The organism is Hyphomonas johnsonii MHS-2 (genome assembly GCF_000685275.1).
Classification (GTDB): Bacteria; Pseudomonadota; Alphaproteobacteria; order Caulobacterales; family Hyphomonadaceae; genus Hyphomonas; species Hyphomonas johnsonii.
Window position 1 is genome coordinate 82,207 of record NZ_ARYK01000009.1, and the last position, 19,272, is coordinate 101,478.

Annotated in this window: 19 protein-coding genes; 10 read left to right on the top strand and 9 right to left on the bottom strand. The window is 63.4% G+C overall.

Annotated features, from left to right (window positions below; genetic code table 11):
* The first annotated feature begins 42 nt into the window (after positions 1 to 42).
* Positions 43 to 771: a TlyA family RNA methyltransferase gene (locus tag HJO_RS15340; RefSeq protein WP_035618632.1), complete on the top strand. Its 729-nt coding sequence runs from the start codon at positions 43 to 45 to the stop codon at positions 769 to 771.
* Here the strand turns inward: HJO_RS15340 and HJO_RS15345 are convergent.
* Positions 768 to 1,568 carry a hypothetical protein gene (locus tag HJO_RS15345; RefSeq protein ID WP_035618634.1) on the bottom strand — a complete coding sequence of 267 codons (801 nt, stop codon included), beginning with the start codon at positions 1,566 to 1,568 and terminating at the stop codon, positions 768 to 770. The two genes, HJO_RS15340 and HJO_RS15345, sit on opposite strands and share 4 nt — an antisense overlap.
* 117 nt (positions 1,569 to 1,685) lie before the next feature.
* Here HJO_RS15345 and HJO_RS15350 point away from each other — a divergent pair, with 117 nt between their 5' ends.
* Positions 1,686 to 2,759: a class I SAM-dependent methyltransferase gene (locus tag HJO_RS15350; protein ID WP_035618637.1), complete on the top strand. Its 1,074-nt coding sequence runs from the start codon at positions 1,686 to 1,688 to the stop codon at positions 2,757 to 2,759.
* Here the strand turns inward: HJO_RS15350 and aroC are convergent.
* Entirely contained in the window at positions 2,756 to 3,847 is a 1,092-nt protein-coding gene (aroC, locus tag HJO_RS15355; protein ID WP_035618638.1) for a chorismate synthase, read from the bottom strand. The genes HJO_RS15350 and aroC overlap by 4 nt on opposite strands.
* Before the next feature lie 80 nt (positions 3,848 to 3,927).
* On the opposite strand from aroC, the gene pdxH reads away from it, so the two are divergent.
* Positions 3,928 to 4,584: a pyridoxamine 5'-phosphate oxidase gene (gene pdxH / locus HJO_RS15360; RefSeq protein WP_035618642.1), complete on the top strand. Its 657-nt coding sequence runs from the start codon at positions 3,928 to 3,930 to the stop codon at positions 4,582 to 4,584.
* Here pdxH and HJO_RS15365 read toward each other — a convergent pair.
* From HJO_RS15365 to HJO_RS15375, 3 genes are all read right to left on the bottom strand, one after another.
* On the bottom strand, positions 4,575 to 5,024 hold the full coding sequence (locus HJO_RS15365; protein WP_035618646.1) for a hypothetical protein: 450 nt from the start codon (positions 5,022 to 5,024) through the stop codon (positions 4,575 to 4,577). The two genes, pdxH and HJO_RS15365, sit on opposite strands and share 10 nt — an antisense overlap.
* A 1-nt stretch (position 5,025) precedes the next feature.
* Positions 5,026 to 5,475: a glyoxalase superfamily protein gene (locus HJO_RS15370; RefSeq protein ID WP_035618649.1), complete on the bottom strand. Its 450-nt coding sequence runs from the start codon at positions 5,473 to 5,475 to the stop codon at positions 5,026 to 5,028.
* A 203-nt stretch (positions 5,476 to 5,678) separates the two neighbouring features.
* Positions 5,679 to 6,626, bottom strand: coding sequence for a glycerophosphodiester phosphodiesterase family protein (locus HJO_RS15375; RefSeq protein ID WP_084142086.1), 948 nt, complete (start codon positions 6,624 to 6,626; stop codon positions 5,679 to 5,681).
* A 102-nt stretch (positions 6,627 to 6,728) separates the two neighbouring features.
* Here HJO_RS15375 and HJO_RS15380 point away from each other — a divergent pair, with 102 nt between their 5' ends.
* Positions 6,729 to 8,354, top strand: coding sequence for a long-chain-fatty-acid--CoA ligase (locus tag HJO_RS15380; RefSeq protein WP_035618652.1), 1,626 nt, complete (start codon positions 6,729 to 6,731; stop codon positions 8,352 to 8,354).
* Positions 8,355 to 8,389: 35 nt separating this feature from the next.
* Complete coding sequence (locus HJO_RS15385; protein WP_035618655.1) at positions 8,390 to 9,268, top strand: DUF1499 domain-containing protein; 879 nt, start codon at positions 8,390 to 8,392, stop codon at positions 9,266 to 9,268.
* Between the two features lie 8 nt (positions 9,269 to 9,276).
* Here HJO_RS15385 and HJO_RS15390 read toward each other — a convergent pair whose 3' ends face one another.
* Together HJO_RS15390 and HJO_RS15395 are read right to left on the bottom strand one after the other, a co-directional pair.
* Positions 9,277 to 10,188, bottom strand: coding sequence for an ABC transporter permease subunit (locus HJO_RS15390; protein WP_051618692.1), 912 nt, complete (start codon positions 10,186 to 10,188; stop codon positions 9,277 to 9,279).
* Positions 10,188 to 11,159, bottom strand: coding sequence for an ABC transporter permease subunit (locus HJO_RS15395; RefSeq protein ID WP_084142093.1), 972 nt, complete (start codon positions 11,157 to 11,159; stop codon positions 10,188 to 10,190). Before HJO_RS15395 ends, HJO_RS15390 begins: the two co-directional genes overlap by 1 nt.
* Before the next feature lie 134 nt (positions 11,160 to 11,293).
* Here HJO_RS15395 and HJO_RS15400 point away from each other — a divergent pair, with 134 nt between their 5' ends.
* The 3 genes from HJO_RS15400 to HJO_RS15410 all read left to right on the top strand — a co-directional run bounded on the left by HJO_RS15400 (position 11,294) and on the right by HJO_RS15410 (position 13,741).
* Positions 11,294 to 11,704 carry a protein tyrosine phosphatase family protein gene (locus HJO_RS15400; protein ID WP_035618658.1) on the top strand — a complete coding sequence of 137 codons (411 nt, stop codon included), beginning with the start codon at positions 11,294 to 11,296 and terminating at the stop codon, positions 11,702 to 11,704.
* Between the two features lie 146 nt (positions 11,705 to 11,850).
* The gene (locus tag HJO_RS15405; protein ID WP_035618661.1) at positions 11,851 to 12,789 is read left to right on the top strand and encodes an ATP-grasp domain-containing protein; all 939 of its coding nucleotides are present in this window, start codon (positions 11,851 to 11,853) and stop codon (positions 12,787 to 12,789) included.
* A gap of 40 nt (positions 12,790 to 12,829) precedes the next feature.
* Positions 12,830 to 13,741, top strand: a complete 912-nt coding sequence (locus tag HJO_RS15410) for an MBL fold metallo-hydrolase (RefSeq protein ID WP_035618663.1) — start codon at positions 12,830 to 12,832, stop codon at positions 13,739 to 13,741.
* Between the two features lie 4 nt (positions 13,742 to 13,745).
* Here the strand turns inward: HJO_RS15410 and HJO_RS15415 are convergent, their stop codons facing one another.
* Positions 13,746 to 15,674 (bottom strand): DUF3604 domain-containing protein, encoded by a 1,929-nt coding sequence (locus HJO_RS15415; RefSeq protein ID WP_035618664.1) that lies wholly within the window; start codon positions 15,672 to 15,674, stop codon positions 13,746 to 13,748.
* Positions 15,675 to 15,749: 75 nt separating this feature from the next.
* Entirely contained in the window at positions 15,750 to 16,256 is a 507-nt protein-coding gene (locus tag HJO_RS15420; RefSeq protein WP_156945753.1) for a hypothetical protein, read from the bottom strand.
* A gap of 112 nt (positions 16,257 to 16,368) precedes the next feature.
* Between HJO_RS15420 and HJO_RS15425 the strand changes: the two genes are divergently transcribed.
* Together HJO_RS15425 and HJO_RS15430 are read left to right on the top strand one after the other, a co-directional pair.
* Positions 16,369 to 17,991 carry a peptide ABC transporter substrate-binding protein gene (locus tag HJO_RS15425; RefSeq protein WP_035618667.1) on the top strand — a complete coding sequence of 541 codons (1,623 nt, stop codon included), beginning with the start codon at positions 16,369 to 16,371 and terminating at the stop codon, positions 17,989 to 17,991.
* A 24-nt stretch (positions 17,992 to 18,015) separates the two neighbouring features.
* Positions 18,016 to 19,116, top strand: coding sequence for a DUF3667 domain-containing protein (locus tag HJO_RS15430; protein WP_035618668.1), 1,101 nt, complete (start codon positions 18,016 to 18,018; stop codon positions 19,114 to 19,116).
* Positions 19,117 to 19,272 lie beyond the last annotated feature (156 nt).

Below are 19,272 nucleotides of genomic sequence, written 5' to 3' on the forward strand. Positions count from 1 at the left end.
TTATAGGGCACAACGTGAGGATTGCAGGAGGAGTTTCAATAATTGCGCGACCGGGCCGATAAAATTCTTGTGTCGCTCGGCCATTTTGACAGTCGGGCGAGCGCCCGCGCCGCCATCGAGGCCGGATTGGTCACGGCTGATGGCGCGCTCGTGTCAAAACCTGCGCAGATATTGTCTGCCGACCAGGCGATTCTCGCCGCGCCGGTTCATCCCTACGTCTCGCGGGGTGGCCTGAAACTGTCCCACGCGCTTGATGCCTTCGGGGTCGCCCCGGCGGGCCGGTACTGCCTCGACATCGGCGCCTCCACAGGCGGGTTCACGCAAGTGCTGCTGGAGCGCGGCGCGGCGCACGTGACAGCCGTGGATGTCGGTCGCGGGCAGTTGCACGCCTCCCTCCACGCCGATCCGCGCATCACGTCGCTGGAGGCGACCGATGCCCGCGCACTCTTGCCAACAATGCTGGCGCGCGCGCCAGACCTGCTGGTGTGCGATGCCAGCTTCATCGCGTTGGAAAAACTGCTGGACGTCCCGCTCGGCCTCGCCGCGCCGCAGGCCGTGTTTGTCGGCTTGTTCAAGCCGCAATTCCAGGTCGGCCGCACACATGTCGGCAAGGGCGGCGTCGTTACTGATACCGAGGCATCAGACCGCGCTGCCGAAGCGTTCGGTGTGTGGATGAACGAAAAAGGCTGGCCCATCCATGCCTGGACGGCCAGCCCGATTTCCGGCGGTGACGGCAACGCCGAGCGCCTGTTTTACGCGATCAGGGCCTAGTACCCGTAAAGCTCTTCGCCCTGCGCGCGGTCATCGACGACGCGCCATGTTTCGGTCGGGCTGTTGCGACAGGCGGGTACGTGGCCACCGCCCTGGTAGATCATCCGGCATTCCTGCTGGGAATAGGCAGCGTTGGCCTGGTAGCCGGCGTCGTAATTGCCCTGGTCGGGATAATATCCCTGGTCATCATAGCCTGGGCCCGGATAACCGGATGCCGGGTAGGACGAGGCCGGATACGTGCGCGCAGGCGGCGACGAGTACGGATAGCCAGGCTGTTGCATGACACCCGGTCCGCCATAGAGCCCGTCAGTCGTGCGCGGAATGGAGTCGCCCTGGTAGGCACCGCCATTATAGGTGTTTCCGCGATAGCCACCCGCTGGCTGGTAAGGCGTCGGGCCGGCCGACCGGCAATTCGCGCTGGAGCTTGCGGCCATTTCGCTGCCTGCCAGGCCGCCGACGACAGCGCCGAGCAGGGCACCGACCACGACCTGGTCGCTATTGTCGCTGCTGCGGTGGCGGTTGTAGCCGCGATAATGCCCGCGGTGCCTGCGGTGGCCGCGACGATAATCATCGCCGCTGTCGATATTGTTGCCGATGGCGCCGCCGATCAGGCCACCGATGAGTGCGCCCGCGACGCCGCCTGCAAGCTTGTCGTCGCTGCGCTGGCGCTCGCACGCTGAATTTTGGGATTCGTAGCCATAGCCGTAGCTATTGTCATAGCCCTGTGCGGCTGCGGTGCCGGGGATCGCCAGCGCCAATGCGGCGGCAGCTCCCGCGAGAAGCGATCGTTTCATCATCGCGTGTCTCCTCTATGGCAGGCACGATGCCGCCAGTCTGACCCGCAACATGGCAGGGCCTACCTGAACCGAACCTGAAGGCTGGACGGTCCTTCGGCAGCGCCCCATATTGGGGGCATGGGACTATTGGACATCGCCTCGAAGACTGCTGCCCGTGCGCGCTATGCTGCAGAACAGGGCATCCGTTCGGCCTGGTATGGGGCCCAGATGTCGGCAGCGCGCCGCAAGGCATCCGGCTTCAACCGCCCGGGCGAACCCACATTCAGCCCGACACGCGGCACGCCGGACATGGCGGCGCTGCGCAAGGCCTGGTTTGATCTCTTCATCCAGGACCGGCTGAACGCCGAAGCCGGGCTTTATCCGCCGCCTCACGACCTGCGCGTGCGCGACCTGCCGCGCGCGCTCAAGTCTGCGCGGGCTTTCCGGGAAGACGTCGCGGAGGTCGACCGGCGCCGGCTGGAGCGCAATGGCACCGAAATCCGCGAAACCCTGCCGGAAGGCTCCAACCGCTATCCGGACTATTACCGCCAGAACTTCCATTTCCAGTCCGGCGGCTGGTTCACCGACGAAAGCGCACAGCTCTACGACACACAGGTCGAGGCGCTGTTCACGGGCACTGCCGACGCCATGCGCCGGGCCGCCCTGGCCGAGATTTCGCGGGAATTGAAGGGCAGGGACCAGCGCGGCGTGCAATTGCTGGACCTCGCCTGCGGAAACGGTCGTTTCCTGTCGCGCGTCATGGGCATCTATCCACGCCTTCAGGCACGCGGCCTCGACCTGTCACCAAGCTATACCGAGGCCGCTCGCAAGCGCCTTGCGCGCTGGCCCCAGGTCGAGGTGCTGCACGAGGCAGCCGAAGCCATGCCGCTCGCCGATTCCAGCCTGGATATCGTCGTCTCGATCTTCCTGTTCCATGAATTGCCGCCGGAGATCCGCACCCGGGTGCTGTCCGAAACCGCTCGCGTGCTGAAGCCGGGTGGCCTGTTCATCCTTGCCGACAGCACGCAGTTCGGGGATTACCCGGAAATGGACGGCCTGCTCGAATATTTCCCGCACGGTTTTCACGAGCCGTATTATGAAACCTACCTGGCCTGGGACAAGGCAGCAGCCTGCGAAACGGCCGGGCTCGTGAAAGAGCGCGAAACACTCGCCTTCCTCACCAAGGTCACCACCTGGCGCAAGCCCGGCTAGCGCCCCGTCTGGCCCCGGTGGCGCAGCTTGGCGTCGGCCAGCACACAGGCCATCATCGCTTCGGCCACGGGCACTGCACGGATACCGACACAAGGATCGTGACGGCCCTTGGTGCGCACATCCACGTCCTCGCCTTCACGGGTTACGGACTTCACTTCGTTGAGGATGGAAGACGTCGGCTTCACGGCAATCCGCACGACCAGGTCCTGGCCGGTCGAAATGCCGCCTGCGACACCGCCATTATTGTTGGCAAGGAACCGCACGCCTTCATTGCCGCTGCGCATCTCGTCGGCATTCTGCTCGCCGCTGAAAGCAGCTGCCGCAAAACCCGCGCCGATCTCGACACCCTTGACCGCGTTGATGCTCATCATCGCCTCGGCGAGTTCCGCGTCGAGCTTGCCATAGACGGGCGCGCCCCAGCCGGCCGGAACCCCGCTGGCCTGCACTTCGACAATCGCGCCGGCCGAACTGCCGGCCTTGCGCGTGGCGTCGAGGAAGGCCTCCCATTGCGCCGCCATGTCCTTGTCAGGGCACCAGAACGGATTTTGACCAACCTGATCCCAGTCCCATTTCGCGCGGTCGATCGCGTGCGGCCCGATCTGCACCACGGCGCCGCGGATGGTCACACCACCCCCCAGCGCACACCTTGCCACCGCCCCCGCTGCAACCCTGGCAGCGGTCTCCCGCGCACTCGACCGGCCGCCGCCGCGATAGTCCCGCACGCCATATTTGGCATCATAGGAGAAATCGGCATGGCCGGGCCGGTAACGGTCGCGGATTTCGGAATAGTCCTTGGAGCGCTGGTCGGTGTTCTCGATCATCAGCGAAATCGGTGTCCCGGTCGTCACCGGCCCACCGGTGCGGTCATCCTCGAACACGCCGGACAGGATCTTCACCGCATCCGCCTCCTGGCGCTGCGTCACGAAACGTGACGTGCCGGGGCGGCGCTTGTCCAGAAAGCCCTGAATCCATTCGGGAGTCAGCGCCAATCCGGGCGGGCAGCCATCGATCACGCAGCCGAGCGCCGGCCCGTGGCTTTCCCCCCAGGTCGTGACGCGGAACAAATGGCCGAATGTGTTGTGTGACATGAAGTGTCGCAGCCCTCGTATAATCTCGCTGCGTCCTATATGAAAACGTGAAGCCTAACAAATCCGCAAAAGGGCCTGATATGTCGTCAACCATCATTCCGCCCACCCCGAGCGCCGCCGACTATTCCGCAGGCCATGACCGCCCGCTGATCCCCGTGCACGATGATCCCATTGCCTTCTTCCAGCAATGGATGACCGAAGCGCGTGCCGAAGAGTTGAATGATTCCAATGCGATGTCGCTGGCGACGGTCGATTCGAATGGCATGCCGGACGTCAGGATCGTTCTGCTCAAGGGCGTGTCGGACGCGGGCTTTTCCTTCTTCACGAACCTCGAGAGCCAGAAAGGCGTGCAGCTCGCCGCCAATCCCCGCGCGGCACTCTGCCTGCACTGGAAAAGCCTGCGCCGGCAGGTCCGCATTCGCGGTACCATTACCCGCGTGTCCGACGCCGAAGCCGACGCCTATTTCGCCTCCCGCGCCGCCCAGAGCCGGATCAGCGCCATCGCCTCGGACCAGTCGCGGCCCCTGCCGGACCGCGCCATGTTCGAACAACGCATCGCCGAAGTCTCCGAAGTCTACGGCGACGGCCCGGACATTCCCCGCCCGGACTTCTGGGGCGGGTTCCGCCTGGCGCCGACCGAGATCGAGTTCTGGCAGGACCAGGCCTTCCGCATGCACGACCGGCTGCGCTACATGCGCGACGACGCAGGCTGGACGACGGTGCGCCTCTACCCCTGAGGCGCCACCACCTTGAGCGGCAGGAGGCGCGAGTCCTCAATGGCGGCCGTGCGATGCCCTGTGCCCGCCATGTAGGCTCCGTCCTGCTCGAAGGAGAGGAAGGTTTCCGTGTCTTTCTGGCGCACCAGCATGACCAGGTCCCAGCGTTCGTCAGGCGGGCCGATCAGAAACGCACCGCCTTCCGCGACCAGGTCGAGATGTCCGCCGCTTGCGGCCAGGAAGGGCCGGGTATGGGCGATGTAGCGGTCATAGGCTTCGCGGCCAGAGATCGGTGTTTCCGGCGCCAGTTCAGGTGCGCCGGAATAATCCGCCGTTTCGCGCAGCCGCAGGAGGTTGAGCATCACCACCTCGCCGTCGATGCCACGCAGGATGAAGTCGCGGCCAGCCGCCATCGTCGGAGCGAGACAGGCTGGCCGCGGGGTGGTGCTTGAAACAGTCATCTCAGACGATCCCGTTCATGACCGACAGCAACCGCATGTGCGGATGGCCATCGCTCGTCTTTGACCACGAGCTGCCATCGTCGGCGATCGTGGCCCTGACGCGCTGGCGGTAGGCCGAGAAGGACTCGAATTCGACGACATCCACGGGCTCGTCGAAATGCAGGGTCACTTCAAAGGCCGAGCCGCCACCAATGTCGCGCACCGCGAGAACGACGCCCTCGAACGGCTTCTTGAGGTAGAGGCCGCTGACCCGGTCGCCGACCTGCACGGGCACTTCCGGCAGGTTGGACAGGCGGGCCGAGGCGGTGTTCCAGTCACGGTAGCCGAGTTCGGCTGCGACACGTTCAAGCGCGGCGGAGTGGGAGATTGCATGTCCGGCAAGTGTTTCCACTGCACGGATTTCGCGCGCCCGGGCTTTCGCCTGTTCGCGCGTATTGATCGAGGGTGACATGAGATAGATCCTTTACCGTCATCCAGAAGCGGTCACGTCAACGCGGGAGCTCGCCTTGCCGCAGGACCGCTGGAAGAGGGTTCAGCATCCTGTAAGTACAGCCGCCCGGGGGCGCCTGTGAGATCTTCACCATCGGGAACGGGCCCCGGCGAGCGGCAGGTGTCTCAAACCGGTGCCGCACATACGCCCGGATCAGGCTTTCGTCAACGCCCGCATTTCTCACGCGCCAGGTCATCCGACGTCAGCGCGGCCGCAACCCGGTAGGGCTCGTCGGTGGCGAGGAGCACGAGTCCGTCGTCGACGAGGTCCTGGTACTCGCTGGCATCGCCATCAGCCCAATACTGGTCGTCGAGCCGCTCGCCCTTGCGGCCCAGCGTTCCGAACGCCGACTCGACGCCTTGCTGGGTGTTGCGTGCCCACGCGGCCGCGTCAGGTGAGCCCGTACCGGTCCAGGCGACCAGCCGCGTGCGGTCGACGCCCCGGTCTTCCAGACGGGCGATGTCCCGCGATCCCCTGGCCGAAGCGGTCAACATGAGATCCGGGTCGGCAGCCGCAATGGCGGCGGCTTCGTCGTCGGAATAGGAAATCAGCAACACATTGTCGCCCGCGCCGGCCGCGCGTACTGCCGAAGCGATATTGCGGAAACTGGTCGTCGGCTTGCGGTCGAGTTCGAGGATCGCGCCCGACTGCTTCGCCCAGATCAGGACGTCCGTCAGCTTCGGTGGCGAGAAACGCGTGCGCTTGCCGTCATTGTCGACCAGCGAAAGGTCGGCCAGGTCAGCCCAGTCCATATCGGCGACATAGCCATTGCCGGTCGTCGTCCGGTTGACGCGGTTATCGTGCATCAGCACCATCACGCCGTCACGGCTTTCAGCGATGTCGATCTCGAACACCCGGATGCCCTCGGCAAACCCGTGCTGCAACGTCTCAAGGGCGTTTTCCGGATAGCCCGGTGCCGGACCGCCCCGATGCGCCGCAATCAGCACGCCCCTGTTCTCGCGCACGCAATCGAAATAGGCGGGAAGCGCCAGGGTGGCCTGCGCCTGTGCCTGCGCGGTCGAGGCCTGGTCGCCGGGTGCCTCGCTGGTGGGCGGCACCCCGCATGCCCCGAGAAGCCATACCGACACTATCAAAGCCGCCGTCCGCACCATCTTCGCGCTCCTCTTCCTTGCGCTGCAGCAATACCGCGAATACACCAGACCACAACGGAGAAAAGCGGCAGCCTTCGGGGGCCGCACAAAGGAGGAATTCGGATGCTGGGCATCATGCAGGACTGGCCACTGACGGTCGACAAGATACTTGAACACGCGAACCAGCAGCACGGCGCGCGCGAAATCATCACGCGCCGCGTGGAAGGCAACATCGTCCGCACCACGTACGCAGAGCTCTACACGCATGCCAAGCAGGTCTCCAACGCGCTGAAGGACATGAACATCGGTCTCGGTGACCGGGTGGCGACGCTGGGCTGGAATTCCGAGCGGCACATGGCGTCCTGGTATGGCACGATGGGTATCGGCGCTGTGCTCCACACGATCAATCCGCGCCTGCACCCCGAGCAGATCGCCTGGATCGCCAACCATGCCGAAGACAAGGTCCTGATCTTCGACAAGACCTTCCTGCCGATCGTCGAGTCCATCAAGGGCCTGCTCGAGACCGTGAAGACATTCGTGATCTATGCTGGCGCCGACACGATGCCCGAGAACTCGCTGGGTGCCATTCCCTTCGACATCTGGATCGACGGACGCTCGACCGAGTGCCGCTGGGGCGATTTCCCGGAAGAGACCGCCTGCGGCCTGTGCTACACGTCTGGCACCACCGGTGATCCGAAGGGCGTTCTGTATTCGCACCGCTCCAACGTCCTGCACACGCTGGTCACCATGTCGAAGGACGCCATGGGCATGGGGTGCGCGGATGTCGTCCTGCCGGTCGTGCCGATGTTCCACGCCAATGCATGGGGCCTGGCCCTCAGCTGTCCGGCCACCGGCGCCAACATGGTCATGCCCGGCGCGCAGATGGACGGCGCCTCGATCTATGAACTGCTCGATACCGAGAAGGTCACGATCACGGCAGCGGTGCCGACGGTGTGGCTGATGCTGCTGAACTACCTCGAGGAAAACAATCTGAAGCTGCCGTACCTCAATCGGGTGATCATCGGCGGTTCGGCTATCCCCGAGAAGATCCTCCGGGCCTTCGAACAGGACTTCGAGGTCGATGTTGTCCACGCCTGGGGCATGACCGAAACGTCGCCGCTGGGCACGCTGGGCACGCTGCCGCCGCATCTTGTCGACGCCGATGTCGATACACGCATGGCGCAGAAGATGAAGCAGGGCCGCCCGCCCTTCGGTGTCGAACTGCGCATTGTCGATGACGCAGGCAATGTCCTGCCGCGCGACGGTGTAACGTCGGGCCGCCTCCTGGTTCGCGGCGCGGCGATTGCGGCCGGCTATTTCAAGGGTGCCGGCGGCGACGTGCTTGACGCCGACGGTTTCTTCGACACGGGCGATGTCGCCAATCTCGACCAGTACGGCACGATGACGATCACCGACCGGGCCAAGGACGTCATCAAGTCTGGCGGTGAATGGATTTCCTCGATCGATATCGAGAATATTGCAGTCGGCCATGACAAGGTCGCCAATGCAGCGGCGATCGGTGTCTACCACCCGAAATGGGACGAACGCCCGCTGCTGGTCATCCAGCCGATGCCGGGCGAGACGCCGACCAAGGAAGAGATCCTGAAGTCTCTCGAAGGCAAGATCGCCAAATGGTGGACGCCCGATGACGTCGCCTTTGTTGACGAGATCCCGCTCGGCGCAACTGGCAAGATCAACAAGCTGGCCCTTCGCAAGACGTTCAAGGACTACAAACTACCTACAGCCTGAATCACGCAATCCCCCTCGCCGGAAAGGCACCTGCTATGGACTCTCAAGACTCTGGATGGCGCGGCAAGTTTGCCGGTTTTGCGCTCGGCCTGTCGATTTTTGCGGTCCTGTGGTTCGCCGTGGCGGCCCTGGGAACCAAGTTCGGCGTCTGGGATTACGGTTTCGGACTTGGCAAGATGATGGGAAATGTCACCGCGGGATATGGCCGGTTCGTGATCGGCGCCGCAGCCCTTGCATCGATCACGGCCATTGTGGTGTCGCTGGTCGCGGCGCCTCGCAAACGTGCGCTCATGCTGTCGCTTGGGGCGCTTCTGATCATCGCCCTGGTCGGGTTCCGCTGGATGGGGTTTCAACTCAACGCGTTGCGCCTGCCTCCAATCCATGAGGCGCAGACTGACTGGAGCATGCCGATTCAACCAAGCCAGGCTTTGCTGGACGTACGCACCGCTGCAAAGGCATCGAATGCCGTGGAAGACGCGCCGACGGTGCCTCAGGCGCCCGGCATTGAAAAGAACTGGCCCGGCACAGGCGGCCGCCTTGTTTCGGAACTGCAGGAGGAAGCCGAATACGATCCGGCAAGGCAAAAATCACCCAAGGATGCGCTCTATCCCGCGATCGCCCCGCTGATCGAGCCGGCCGTTTCCTACGACATGGCCTACAATGCCGTGCTGGAAACCGTGAAGGCGCATGGCTGGGAGATCGTCACGGCGGACATCGAGTCCGGACGCATCGAAGCGACGCATACGTCTGGCTGGTTCGGCTTCAAGGATGATATCCTGTTCCGCATCGCGCCCGAAGGGGACGGGTCGCGCATCGACATTCGCTCGATCAGCCGGGTCGGCCTGTCCGATCTGGGCATGAACGCCAGGCGCGTGGGCGGATTGCTGACCGAGATCGACGGCCGGCTGAAGTAGCCCCGGCCCTAGCGTTCCTTGGGGTCCAGCGCGTCGCGCAGGCCGTCACCGATGAAGTTCAGGCACAGCAGCGTGACCGCCATGGTGATGGCAGGCGCAAGCAGCATCCAGGGCTTCTCTTCCATCGTCTTGGCACCTTCGGAGATCAGCACGCCGAGGGACGTCAGCGGCTCGTTCACGCCGAGGCCCAGGAAGGACAGGAAGCTCTCCGCCAGGATCACGACCGGAATGGTGAGCGTCACGTAGACTGCCACCGGGCCGATCACGTTCGGCAGGATGTGGCGGATGATGATCGCGCGGCGCGACACGCCGGCGGCCCGTGCCGCCTCGATGAATTCCTTGCCCTTGATGGCCAGTGTCTGTCCGCGCACGATACGCGCCATGGTCAGCCATTCGATGGCACCAATCGCCGCGAAGATCAGCACGATGTTCCGCTCGAACACCGTCAGCAGCAGGATGACAAAGAAGATGAAGGGCAGGGCGTAGAGCACGTCGACGATGCGCATCATGAAATTGTCGACCCGCCCGCCGAGATAGCCGGCAGTGGCGCCCCAGGTGACCCCGATCACGAGGCTGACGGCCGTGGCGACAACGCCCACCATGAGCGAGATGCGCAGGCCGATCATCAGGCGCGCCAGCAGGTCACGGCCCTGGATGTCGGTGCCCAGCACATGCCAGCCGTCCAGCGTGGGCGCGATGGTCCTCAGATCCGAGATCTGCTTGTAGTCGTTCACCCACACCATCGGGCCGAAGACGGCGATCAGCACGATCACGCCGAGAATCCACATCGAGATGACGGCGGCCTTGTTGCGGAACAGACGCGCGCGCGCGTCTTCCCACAGGGAGCGTCCGCCGACGAAGGCCTGGGTGACCGGTTCGATGCGGCCGGTCGGGTCGAGCATGGGGTCGATATCGGTCATCAGTCGTACTTCACTTTCGGGTCAAGCACTGCATAGAGCACGTCAGCGACCAGGTTCAGGATCACGATCAGGCCGGCGTAGACGATGATGGCCCCCATCACGAGCGTGTAGTCGCGGTTGAGCGCCCCGTTCACGAAGTACGAGCCGAGGCCGGGCAGGCCGAAGATCTTCTCGATCACCACCGAGCCGGTCATCACGCCGGCCATGGCGGGGCCGGCATAGGAAATCAGCGGCAGCAGGGCGGCGGGCAGGGCGTGGCGCATGATCACCTGGCGCTCTGACAGGCCCTTGGAACGCGCAGTGCGGATATGGTTGGAGCGCATCGTCTCGATGATCGAGGCGCGCATCAGCCGCGAGATGATCGCGATCTGGGGCAGTGCCAGCGTCACCACCGGCAGGGTCATGTTGTACCAATTCATCCCGATATTCGGGTACTGGCCCAGGCCGCCCACCGCGAATATGCCGGCGCCCAGTGACAGCAGCAGGATCAGGATCGGGCCGGTCACAAAGGTCGGGATCGAGATGCCGGCCATCGCGATGCCCATGACGCTGAAATCAGCCGCCGTGTTTTGCCTCAGCCCCGCAAAGACACCCAGCAACGTGCCAAGCCCGATTCCCAGCAGCATGGCGAGCGAGCCGATTGCCAGTGAAATGGGCAGGCCATCGGCGATCAGGTCATTCACGCTCTTGCCGAGCGTCTTGTAGGAGGGGCCGAAATCGCCTTGCAGCACGCCGCCCACATAGTTGAAATACTGTTCGTGCAGTGGCTTGTCGAAGCCGAATTTCGCCGCGATCGCCTGTTCGGTGGCGGCCGGCAACTTGCGGTCTCCGTCGAACGGGCCACCCGGCGCGGCGCGCATCATCAGGAACGCCATCGTGATGATGGCCAGCATGGTTGGAATTGCAATCAACAGGCGCCGGAACGTGTAGGCCCACGGAACGCGGCTAAGGGCTCGCTGGATTGATGACAAAGGGAACGGGCTTTCTGTAACGGTTTCTGACTGTTGCGCGAAAGGCGACCACTGCCGGTTGGCAGGTTGCATCATCCTCCTTAGCTTGTGTACAGAGCCGATCAAGACCGTGCCAACACTTCAGGATATATCACATGGCAGACATTCGACGCGTCACAGACGCTTTTTCCGTTGCCCCGCAGATCTCCGAAGCCGATGTCGAGGCGATCGCCGCGGCGGGCTACAAGACGATCGTCGCCAACCGTCCGGACGGCGAGGGAGGCGTTGACCAGCCCCGCATGGGCGCTATCCGCGCCAAGGCCGAGTCGCTTGGTCTCAGCTTCGCGGCATTGCCGTTTTCCGGCGCCCCGACACCGGAAATCGTCGAACGGATGTCGAATATACTGAATGAAGCCCCACAACCTGTGCTGGCGTATTGCCGCACCGGCACCCGCTGCATCACCGCCTGGGCGCTGACTCAGGCCGGGCAGGGCGCCAGCGACGATATTCTCGATGCTGCAGCAGGTGCGGGATATGATCTGTCGAGTATACAAGACCTTCTATAGCGGCAGGCGCGTTAACCGATAAAGCAATTGTGAGCAATTATTCACAATTTCGCCGCATTAAGTGAGTTGTCAGTGAACTATCAGCGTGCGAGGCAAGGCGAGTGAGGGCGCCGTGAGTCTTCGGACCCGCTGCAGGAGTTGACAATATGTCAGAACGTCTTTGGATCACGGACTTCAAATACGACGAAGGCACGATCCTGGTTAAGAAGACCGGGCACCGCATCGTTCCAGACCTCTCCCTTCTGCAGAGCATTTTCACCTGGTTCTGCTTTTACTTTTTCGCCCAGACTTGGCGCACATGGCGGCGCGTGACCGGTCACAAGCGCCCGACGATCGCCTTCTACCCCGACAAGCCGCGCCCCTGGTACTTCATCTGGCCGGTCATGCATGTATCCGGCGCCAAGCTGATCGATGATGTGTCTACCGCCGACATCGTGTTCCAGTTCGACGATTCGACAGAAACCAACAATGCCGTTCCCCAGACCCGTGACGGCGTGCGCCTGGTCAATTTCGACTGCCAGGACGTGTCGAAATCCACTGTCGCGGCCGCATTCGAAAGCGCCGCCGGCTATTCGCTCACGGTCGACCCGACAACCTATATGGGCCGCATGGTCGAGAAGTCCGAACTGAACGCGGCGCATGATGGCCGTATCCTCGAAGGCCCTCTCGACGCGCCGCTCGCCGGCAAGGTCTACCAGGCGCTGATCGACAACGAGATCGAAGGCGGCCTCGTCGAGGACCTGCGGTGCTGCATTGTTGGCGGAACCCCGATCGTCGTGTTCCGCAAGCGTCGCCCGCTGGCGCGCCGGTTCCTCAACGAGAATGTGGAAGTCCTGCTCGACGAGCCCCGCAATTGTTATTCGCCGGAAGAAATTGCGGTGATCGAGCGATTCGCAGCCGGTGTCGGCCTGGACTGGGGCGGCGTGGATGTCCTGCGGGATCGCGTGTCCGGACAAATCTATATCGTTGATGCGAACAAGACCGACATGGGCCCGCCAGTGGCCCTGAGGCTGGGTGCCAAATTGCGCGCTACCCGCCGAATGGCACAGGCTTTCGCCGGCGCATTCGCACCGAAGAAGCGCTGACGAATCCCGCCAAGGCAACAAGCTCGAGAGTGATCCAGTCATGGCAATTCCATACGTCCGCGGAATAGAATTCGAGTACGGCGTGGTACAGCAGGTCTCCCCGCTGATCCGCCGTGTCATCGCGAACAATCCGGGCCCGTTCACCTATGTCGGCACCGGCGTCTACATCGTCGGCAAGGGCGAAGTCGCAGTGATCGATCCCGGCCCGATGGACGAGACTCATTTCGACGCGCTGAAGGCCGCGCTGGAAGGCGAGACCGTCACGCACGTGCTGGTCAGTCACGGCCATTCCGACCATTCCCCGCTCGCGGCGCCGCTCGCCGAATGGGCCGGCTGCAAGACATATGCGAAGAATTGCGGCGTGCTGACCGCCAAGGGCGAACTCGGCAGCGCTGACGATCTCGGCTTCGTTCCTGACGTCCGGGTTGGCGACGGCGACTCGTTTTCCGGCCCCGGCTGGACACTGGATGCCATCGAAACACCGGGGCACACGTGCAACCATCTCTGTTTCGCCCTGCGCGAAGAGAATGCCTGCTTTTCCGGCGATCACATCATGGGGTGGTCCACCACCGTCGTTGCCCCGCCGGACGGCGACATGGCCGACTATATGGCAAGCCTCGAAAAGATCCGCATGCGCGGCTTCGAGACACTCTGGCCCACGCATGGCGACCCTGTCCGCGGCAAGGCCTTCGTCGAGGAGTTCATCACCGAATACGCCAACCACCGGCGCGCCCGCGAAGCGTCGATCCTCGAGCACCTGGGCAAAGGCGAAACGTCGATCCCGGCCATGGTCGAGATCATGTACGCCAATGTCGAAAAGCGCCTGCATCCAGCTGCCGCCATGTCCGTGCTCGGACACATGATGGCGCTGATCCGGGAAGGCCGGGTCTACAGCCCTGATGCTGCGCCGACCGTCCGTTCCAGGTTCGAGCTTGTCCGCTCTGCATCCTGACGGCTTATTCCACCGCTAGCGGGTCGAACCCGGCATACCAGATGGGCGACGACCAAGCGCGCTCCTGCACGGTTTCCGGCAGTTCGGGGTTTGGTGGTGTGCCGTTGCGCACCGCATCCCAGGTTGACCAGCGGCAGGTCGGGTTCTCCAGCACACGCACATAGTACGCGGCTTCGCGCGCGGCGTCGAAATCCGGGTCCTGCCAATAGGCCTTCAGCTCGTTGGCGCCTGTCCCCGCCGCAGTGCTGCAATCGGAAATATCCACGCTGGCGCCATTGTCGGGGCAGCGCTGGGTCGCTGCGTCCGGCAGGGCGCCGCCCGAACAGGCGACATCGTGCACGGCCTCGTGCGTTTCGCCCTTGTCTGACCAGACCTTGATAACCTGTGCCCGCTGCAGGGGGGCGCCAAGCGGGTCGCGGATCGCCCAGACAACGAAGCCGGGCGCGGTCTCTCCCGTCACCCGCTCCAGCTGTCCGCCCATCGGCACACCCTGATCATAGGCGCGCACCAGCAGGTCGGTATCGTCCAGCATGGCCGGCTCATAATCCATGCCGGCAAAGAAGCGCACCTTCATGCGCGGACCCGACGTGCCGAACGTCTCCTTGCGCTGCATGGCATCGAAGATGGCCTCGCGCGTATTGGATTCCGCCCAGACGCCCGCCAGGCCGCTGGAGCTGAACTGGGTTGCCGTTATCTCTCTGCGTGTCCTGGGATCTTCCGCGCCGTCCCATGTCTTGCGGCCATTCGGCGGAACGGATCGGCGGGCCTCGGGGCTGGCGCCGTCCTGCGCGGTCTTGCCCCAGTGGTATTGCTCCACCAGCGACGCTGCGCCGACATGCGTGTCGCTCGAACTGATCAGGCCGAACTTGTACGGATTGAATCCTTCGGTCTCCTGCAAGGCAAGGCCGCGCTGGTAGGCCGAGCGGACAAAGTCACCCGCCCCGGGCGTCAGTTTCAGCGAGCTGCCGATGAAATATTCGTACTGTTCAAAACCGGCCCATTCGTCATTCGGCGACAAGGTCGGCATTGTTTCCGACGTGCCCTTGACCTGCGACACCTCGACAAGCGGCTCGTTCCGCATGCGCTTGTCGGCATAGGCCGCGGTCAGCGGCTCGCCATCATAGGTCTGCAGGGCGAACATCTCGCCGTTGGAGGCATTCGAATTGTGCGGAATGGCCAGCACGTTGCGGCCTTCGCTGCGCTGGGTTTCCATCCACGTCCACAAGTCCTCCGGATTGGTGGAGTCCAGCGTCGAGAACAGGCGCTCGGGCGCGTCCCCCCTGAAGATGACATTGCGGTGCAGGTTGCCGGCCGCCGGCGGGCCGTCGCCGGGGACTTGCCGCATCGCCGTGAATTCATAGCCTGAAAAGGCCGTGAACTTGCCAGGCTCGTTGTTGCGGTCTGCGGAATCGATCGTGGCCGCCCAGACGGAATCGATGAGGTCGCGGTCATAGATTTCCGCGATCTCCTCGCCCGTGACGACAGTGATGCCGACGCGCAGGAAAGAGGCGCCGGGATCCGTTGCATCGGCGCCGAACACCGATTGTGCGAGGGCGGTCTGCGACAAGGGGGAAGACGGCGTGTTCATCGCCGGCACAACGCCCAGGTATTCACCATGGTCCGTAACGGCCAGGAAATCGAGCGGCGGGCCCGCCAGCTGCATGTCATACCCGGCAGGGTGGCGAATGGCTTCGCCCTTGGCGAACCGGTAGGCATCGTCCGGTGTCGCCCGCACGCCGAAGATATAGGCGTCGAACGAATTGCCGGTGTGGACGTGCACGTCGCCGAAATAGGCGTTGCGGGTCGGCGCCGCAGTCGGCTGGGGGGCCGCCGCCAGCGGCGTTGCCGCGCCAAGGTCAGCTTCGATCTGTTCGCTGGGGGCGCAAGCCGCCAGCAGGAGGGCAGGAAGCGCCCAGCCAATATGCCTCGTCATGTCGTTCCCTCTCCCGGTTTTTTGGGGAGAGTGCCGAAACCAGCTTCGCCTGCCAAGCGAATTCGGGTTTGCGCCCTATTGTTCCCGGCGCACCTTGAAGGCGACCCTGCCGTCCAGCTTCATCTTGTAGCTGCCGAGCATGGCCTGGTAGATGTGGGCTTCCTTGGCGTCCTTCGCGCGCATGCTCCTGTCGTCAGTCTGCACCCAGACCTGTCCGTCTTCCAGCGTGACGCGCAACCGGCCCGCACCGTCCATCCGCACAGACCGCACCGGCGCCGTGATGTCTTCCAGCTCCTTGTCCGGTGTGCCGCTCTTGCGCAACGCCAGCGACGGCAGGGACGGAATGGAGAAACCAAATGACTCACGCTTGACCTTTTCCACTTCGGTCCGCGAGATCGTCGTGACCTCGCCTGCCTCTTCGGCTGCCTTCAGCCTGCCGACAGCTGAGTCGTAGCAGGCGAGCCGCGCAGCATCGTCGCTGGTTTCCGCGCAGGCATAGACGTCGCTTGTGGAAATATCCTGCGCCAGCGCGGGCAGGGATATGACGCAGATCGCGGCGATCGCGCTCAAAAATCGGGTCATGGCAGGGCATCCTTCGGTCCACATGTCGGGCACAGGCTTCCCAAAGCCGTGCCACTCTGGCAGCACTGTGGCAAATCCGGCCCGCGCCGGAAAGCCATTGGAGACAGGAAACATGATGCTGACCCCCTTGAAGAGTTTGACTCTGGCCGCTGCCCTCATGCTGGGCCTTGCCGGCTGCGGGAGCGGTGGCCAGTCGTCCGATGATGTGCCGACGCTGCGTCGGGGCATTTCGGCGAAGGTCGACACGCTCGACCCGCACAAGTCGTCGGCCCAGTGGGAGAACATCATCATCGGCGACATGTTCATCGGCCTGATGACCCATGACCAGGCCGGCAAGCCGGAACTCGGCATGGCGACCAGCTATGAAACCGACCCGATGGGCCTCGTCTGGACATTCAAGCTGGGAGACTATGTCTGGTCCGACGGCGAGCCGGTGACCGCCGACGATTTCGTGTATGCCATGCGCCGCATCCAGAAGCCGGAAACCGCGTCGCAATATGCCTCGCTGCTCTACGTCATCAAGAATGCGGCAGAGGTGAACGCCGGCGAGATGCCCGGCGACGCACTCGGCGTTCGGGCGATTGACGCCAAGACACTCGAGATCACGCTTGAATACCCGGCGCCCTACCTGCCGGGCCTGCTGACCCACTACACGACCTATCCCGTGCCGCGTCACATCGTCGAGCAGTATGGCGATGCCTGGATCCAGCCGGAGAACATCGTCACCAATGGGCCGTACAAACTGGTCTACTGGCGCACCGGCGACCAGCTCGTGTCGGAGAAAAGCCCGACCGGCTTCCATGCCGACCAGGTCTGCTTCGACAGGGTCGTCTATTACGAACTTGAAGACCCGACCGCTGTCGAGAACAAGATTGCGGCGGGCAAGCTCGACATCAACAACGCGTTCGATGGTGCCCGGCAGGCCGAGCTGGAACAGAAATTCGTCGGCTGGCCGCGCACGACGCCGTCCCTCAACACCACCTACTGGACGTTCAATTCCCAGAACGCGCCGTTCAAGGATGTCCGTGTCCGAAAGGCGCTGGCCATGGCGCTCGACCGGGAATTCATCATCCGCAACGTCCTGACGCCGGGCTTCCTGCCCGCTTATTCGATGGTTCCTCCGGGAATCAGCAATTACAACGTGGAACGTCCTTCCGTCGACTGGAAGGACGCGCCCCGCGCAGACCGGCTGGCGGAAGCCCGGCGCCTGCTTGAAGAGGCTGGCTTCGGCCCGGACAATCCGCTGAAATTCGAGTTCATCCACCGCTCGACGGACGACAACCCGAAAGTCGCGCCTGTTGCCCAGGCGAACTGGGCCGAAATCGCGCCCTGGGTCGAACCGACGATCATCAAGCAGGACACGAAAGTGCTCTATGCGCGGCTGCGCCAGTCGGATTTCCAGGTCGCCGACGGTGCCTGGGTCGCAGACTATGATGATCCGCTGAACTTCCTCTACCTGCTGGAATCGAACACCGGCCAGCAGAATTACGGGCGCTATTCGAACAAGGAATATGATGCGCTGCTGGCCCTCTCGAATTCCGAGCTCGATCTCAAGACGCGGGCCGAGACCTTCGCGAAGGCGGAACAGGTCATGCTCAGCGATTATCCGATCACGCCCATGTGGTACCAGGTCACCAAGAACCTGGTCGATCCGACCCTGACAGGCTGGACCGACAACGCCGTCGACCAACACCGCTCGCGTTTCCTCTGCCGGGAGGGTATGAAGACCGAATAGGTTTCTGCGTCGCGGGAGGGCGACATGGAGCATGACATCGAAGCGGCCGGTGCGGCCTCGGTCAGCGGGCTGACATCCGGGTCGCATCACCCGGTCCAGTCCGGCCTGCCATGCACCAATTGCGGTGAAGTGGTCCCTGACCGTTTCTGCTCCACCTGCGGCCAGCTGGCATCGGACTTCCACCGCCCTGTCTGGGACCTCATCTCGGGCAGCCTGGGCGACATGTTCGCGCTCGACGGCAGGCTGCTGCGCTCGCTGCCGCTATTGCTGTTCCGCCCGGGACGCCTCACCCGCAACTATCTCGACGGCCAGCGGGCCCGCTACGTGCCGCCGTTCCGCATGTTCCTGCTGGCGTCGGTGATATTCTTCCTGACGATCTTCTCGCTCGGCGACCGGATGGGCTGGTTCGGCGGCTTGAGGTTCGACCAACCGTCGGAAAGCGGTTTGGAAGTCGGCCTGACACTGCCGGCAGACCGCGCCGCCCGCGATGCGCTCAACCAGGCGCTGGCCGATCCTGGTCTCGACGACGCGACCCGTGCGCAACTCGCGGACAGCCAGGTTGTCATCGGCAGCGGCATTCAAATGTCTGAAATCCTTCTGCCGGACGGCAAGATCGACCGTGTCGCGTTGCGCACCCTGATCGAGGAGCGGGCGGACCCGGACACGACTCCGGCCGAGATCGAGGTGGCATACCGCACAATCGACCATGCTGCGACCGTGTTCGAGAATCAGGATCGATTCGGCGCGCGCCTGCGCCAGTGGGCACCGCGGTTCAGCCTGCTCTTCCTGCCTGTCTTCTCGCTGCTGCTCGCCTTGCTGTATGCCTGGCACCGCCAGGTGTACATGTACGACCACCTGATCACGGGCCTGCATTTCCAGACGTTTCTCTATGTTCTCGGCACAGCGCTACTAATAGTTGTAGCTGCGATTCCTTCCACGACAGGTTGGGCTATTGGGCTGGGTTTCGCCCTGGTACTGGCCTACCTCTATCGTCTTGTCAGGGTAACCTATGGGTCGGGACGCCTGCTTTCGGGCCTCAGGGCCGTATTATTGCTTATTCTCAGTATGATATTGCTGGCAATGCTGGCGATTGGTCTCGTCGTGCTCAGTTTCTTCCTGACTTGAGGCACAACTTGCCTGCCACTGAGGCAAATAAACCACACCGCCTCGGTTTTGGTGACAGAAACGTAACGGCGCGTTGACGTTTCAGTGATGAAAGCCCTATCGATAGCAGCAAGTCCCGGATTCAGGGGTTCGGGCCAGCGTCGATTCAGGGCGCAT

What these genes read in the sequence shown, in the direction of transcription:
- HJO_RS15385 (WP_035618655.1), top strand. Translation starts at nt 8,390, where the DNA reads ATGGACTCTCAAGACTCTGGATGGCGCGGCAAGTTTGCCGGTTTTGCG.
- HJO_RS15345 (WP_035618634.1), bottom strand. Translation starts at nt 1,568, where the DNA reads ATGATGAAACGATCGCTTCTCGCGGGAGCTGCCGCCGCATTGGCGCTG.
- HJO_RS15405 (WP_035618661.1), top strand. Translation starts at nt 11,851, where the DNA reads ATGTCAGAACGTCTTTGGATCACGGACTTCAAATACGACGAAGGCACG.
- HJO_RS15350 (WP_035618637.1), top strand. Translation starts at nt 1,686, where the DNA reads ATGGGACTATTGGACATCGCCTCGAAGACTGCTGCCCGTGCGCGCTAT.
- HJO_RS15415 (WP_035618664.1), bottom strand. Translation starts at nt 15,674, where the DNA reads ATGACGAGGCATATTGGCTGGGCGCTTCCTGCCCTCCTGCTGGCGGCT.
- HJO_RS15420 (WP_156945753.1), bottom strand. Translation starts at nt 16,256, where the DNA reads ATGACCCGATTTTTGAGCGCGATCGCCGCGATCTGCGTCATATCCCTG.
- HJO_RS15425 (WP_035618667.1), top strand. Translation starts at nt 16,369, where the DNA reads ATGATGCTGACCCCCTTGAAGAGTTTGACTCTGGCCGCTGCCCTCATG.
- HJO_RS15370 (WP_035618649.1), bottom strand. Translation starts at nt 5,475, where the DNA reads ATGTCACCCTCGATCAATACGCGCGAACAGGCGAAAGCCCGGGCGCGC.
- HJO_RS15365 (WP_035618646.1), bottom strand. Translation starts at nt 5,024, where the DNA reads ATGACTGTTTCAAGCACCACCCCGCGGCCAGCCTGTCTCGCTCCGACG.
- pdxH (WP_035618642.1), top strand. Translation starts at nt 3,928, where the DNA reads ATGTCGTCAACCATCATTCCGCCCACCCCGAGCGCCGCCGACTATTCC.
- HJO_RS15400 (WP_035618658.1), top strand. Translation starts at nt 11,294, where the DNA reads ATGGCAGACATTCGACGCGTCACAGACGCTTTTTCCGTTGCCCCGCAG.
- HJO_RS15410 (WP_035618663.1), top strand. Translation starts at nt 12,830, where the DNA reads ATGGCAATTCCATACGTCCGCGGAATAGAATTCGAGTACGGCGTGGTA.
- HJO_RS15390 (WP_051618692.1), bottom strand. Translation starts at nt 10,188, where the DNA reads ATGACCGATATCGACCCCATGCTCGACCCGACCGGCCGCATCGAACCG.
- HJO_RS15375 (WP_084142086.1), bottom strand. Translation starts at nt 6,626, where the DNA reads ATGGTGCGGACGGCGGCTTTGATAGTGTCGGTATGGCTTCTCGGGGCA.
- HJO_RS15380 (WP_035618652.1), top strand. Translation starts at nt 6,729, where the DNA reads ATGCTGGGCATCATGCAGGACTGGCCACTGACGGTCGACAAGATACTT.
- aroC (WP_035618638.1), bottom strand. Translation starts at nt 3,847, where the DNA reads ATGTCACACAACACATTCGGCCATTTGTTCCGCGTCACGACCTGGGGG.
- HJO_RS15430 (WP_035618668.1), top strand. Translation starts at nt 18,016, where the DNA reads ATGGAGCATGACATCGAAGCGGCCGGTGCGGCCTCGGTCAGCGGGCTG.